The organism is Xylophilus sp. ASV27, assembly GCF_016428875.1.
In the GTDB taxonomy this organism is placed as follows: Bacteria; Pseudomonadota; Gammaproteobacteria; order Burkholderiales; family Burkholderiaceae_C; genus Xylophilus.
The window spans coordinates 1-2,561 of the sequence record NZ_JAELTO010000207.1; the positions used below are offsets into that span (position 1 = coordinate 1).

The 2,561-nt window shown below is 67.6% G+C and carries 4 protein-coding genes; all 4 read right to left on the reverse strand.

Annotation, left to right across the window (positions count from 1 at the left end):
- Positions 1-512: glycosyltransferase (locus JHD63_RS22255; RefSeq protein ID WP_198972961.1), on the reverse strand; the 512-nt coding region annotated here is incomplete at its 3' end.
- A 70-nt stretch (positions 513-582) separates the two neighbouring features.
- The gene (locus JHD63_RS24825; protein WP_198972962.1) at positions 583-1,617 is read right to left on the reverse strand and encodes a hypothetical protein; all 1,035 of its coding nucleotides are present in this window, start codon (positions 1,615-1,617) and stop codon (positions 583-585) included.
- Positions 1,618-1,627: 10 nt separating this feature from the next.
- A complete protein-coding gene (locus JHD63_RS22265) occupies positions 1,628-2,311 on the reverse strand; it encodes an IPTL-CTERM sorting domain-containing protein (RefSeq protein ID WP_370590614.1) in 684 nt (227 codons plus the stop codon).
- A gap of 65 nt (positions 2,312-2,376) precedes the next feature.
- Positions 2,377-2,561: hypothetical protein (locus JHD63_RS24265; RefSeq protein ID WP_233168539.1), on the reverse strand; the 185-nt coding region annotated here is incomplete at its 5' end.

The following is a 2,561-nucleotide window of genomic DNA, read 5'->3' on the forward strand; positions in this document are numbered from 1 at the left end:
GGGTCCCGCGAGCGCGCGCCCTCGGGCGTGACGTCGATCCAGAAGCCCGGCACGCGCGGCTGCGCCACCGGCTGCCCGGCGTTCAGGTACTCGTGCAGCACGCCTTCCCAGCGCCAGGGCAGCGCGGCGGACACCAGGCTGACCCGGTCATAGCTGAGTGCTCCGTAGCGGGCTTCCAGCGAATAGGCGGGTTCGCGCAGGCCGGGCCAGGCCGCGCCGGGTGCCGTGCCCAGGGTTTCGTCGGCGTCGATGAACAGCAGATAGTCCGCCTGGGGCTGCGCCAACTGCAGTGCCTCGGTGCGGTTGTGGCCAAAATTGCGCCAGGGCCGGTGGTGCAGTTGGCCTGGCAGGCCGGCCAGCGCGGTTTCGATGCGTTGCGGCGTGTCGTCCACCGAGCCGGTGTCGACGATGACCCAGCGGTCGATGTAAGGGCGTACCGAGGCCAGGCAGCGCTCGATCACCGCCGCCTCGTCGCGCACGATCATGTTGAGGCAAAGGGTGGGATGTCTCATGAGGCGGTTCGTTCCGGCATCTCGGAGCCGGCACGAAAGGCGGCAGGGCCTGGCGTCTCGCTACCGGCTGTCAGTAGATATACCAGTGGCCACTGCCATCACTCACGCAGGTGTACTTGAGCAGGCCGCTAATACTGGTTCCGGCGCCTCCGGAAAAGCCGGTGTTGTCGAAAATGGTGTCGGTGCCCGAGCGGTTCAACGTCAGTCCCTGCCCGCTGGGATTGGTGGTCAGGATGACGAAGTACTGGCCGGCGGCACTGGCACTTGGCAGGTTCAGGGTGCTGCCATCCGCGGCGGTATAGAAGGCTCCGGAAGCACTCGCCGGAATCGTGGCCCCGTTTGCCAATGCGCCACCTGGCGCCATGAAATGACCAGACCATGTGCCATCGCCACGCAGGTAGGTGGTGGCGCTGGCGGTACCGGTGGCCGATATCTTGGCGGGGGTGACGGTGCCGTTTTTCAGGGTGATCACAGCGGTATTGCTGACGCTGACGTCACCAGTCACCGTTTGTGGGCTCTGGGGGGCGAAAGGAGAGTTGCCCGTCAGGTAGATCTGGCCCGCCGCGGTACCGTTGGAATAGCCAGCGCCCGTTACGCCCGTCGCGCCCGTTGTGCCCTGTGCGCCGGTGGGGCCCGTGGGGCCCGTGGGACCGGTTTCGCCCTGGATGCCGACAGAGCCCTGCGGACCTGACGGCCCTATAGCGCCAGTGATGCCCGTGGGGCCGGCGGGTCCCTGGATGCCTTGAGCCCCCTGGATGCCAGTGGCCCCGGCCGCGCCCGTGGCGCCTGTAGGCCCAGTTGGGCCGGTGGATCCGGTAGCGCCCACGGCCACGCCAGCGGCACAAGGCCCCATCTGCCCGGTCGCGCTGTCGAAGCAGGCCACGCTGCCCTGGGGCGTTGCGGCGCCCAGGGCGGGCAGTGCCACCGTGCCGTCGTCCTGTACGCGCAGGCGGGTGTTGGCGCCGGTGGAGTCCTTGACCACGAAGCCGCCGCCGGCAGGCACGGTCGCCGAGATGTCGGCCGCCAGCACGGCGGGCACCTGCAGGGCCAGGACCGTGCCCAGCAGGGCTGCGATCCGGGTGCGCTGGAGCAATGCATTGTTCATGTGCGGTTCCTCAGTCGATCAGGGTGCTCTTGCGGAAGGTCCGGCCCGCCTGGCCCTGCCAGAGGGCAGCCGCCGCGAGCAGCAGCGTCAGCAGCGCCAGGCCCAGGCGGTCCAGCGTTGGAATGCCGGCCACGCCCTGCGCGGCGGCCCCGATCTGTACGTTGGCGGCTTGCGAGACGTTGCTGCGCACCACCTGCGCGTTCGGGCCCAGGGCGATGACCGCTGTCTGCCCGCTGGAAGACACCAGGTTCAGCGGCTGGCCCGGCGCGCCCTGCAGCGTCAGCGTGCCGTTGACCGTCAGCAGCGCGCCGGCCGGGATCACGAAGGTGCGGCCCGTCGTGCTGGAAAGTGTGAGGTTGTTGAACACGGTCGTGCCGGTGAACTGCGTATCGCCGGCGGAGCAGGCGTCGGTGAACACCACCGAGCCGGTACCGGCGTTGAACTGGCCGGTGTCGCTCCAGTCGCCGCCCACGGTGATGGTGCCCTGGCCGCCATTGACGGTGCCGCCGGGGTTGATGCCCAAATCTCCCACGCCGCTGAGCAGGCCGGTAGTGATGTTGACCGTGCCCAGCACCTGCAGCGGCGTACAGCCCAGGTCCATGCCGCCTGCGGGCACATCCAGGCTACTGTTGGCCGGGACGACTACCTGGGCCATTGCCGGGCCGCACAGGAGTGCCGCCAGTACTGCTGCCACCCCTGGTTTGATCCATGAATTGAGCATGTTCGCTTGTGCGCCAAGGCGGCATGCCCAAGCGACGATCAGTTACTTTGGATATGCAATGTAACTGCTCTGATGCGCATTACCAATAAACCGGCCGCTAAGGAATGTCTGCGTAAATCGCGCCGCGATGTGCTGATCAGTGCAAGTGCGCGAGGACAATCGACGCGATGAAACAAGCCGACCTGTGCCTGAATTTGACGACCAAGCGAACGCGCAAGCGCGA

What these genes read in the sequence shown, in the direction of transcription:
- JHD63_RS24825 (WP_198972962.1), bottom strand. Translation starts at nt 1,617, where the DNA reads ATGAACAATGCATTGCTCCAGCGCACCCGGATCGCAGCCCTGCTGGGC.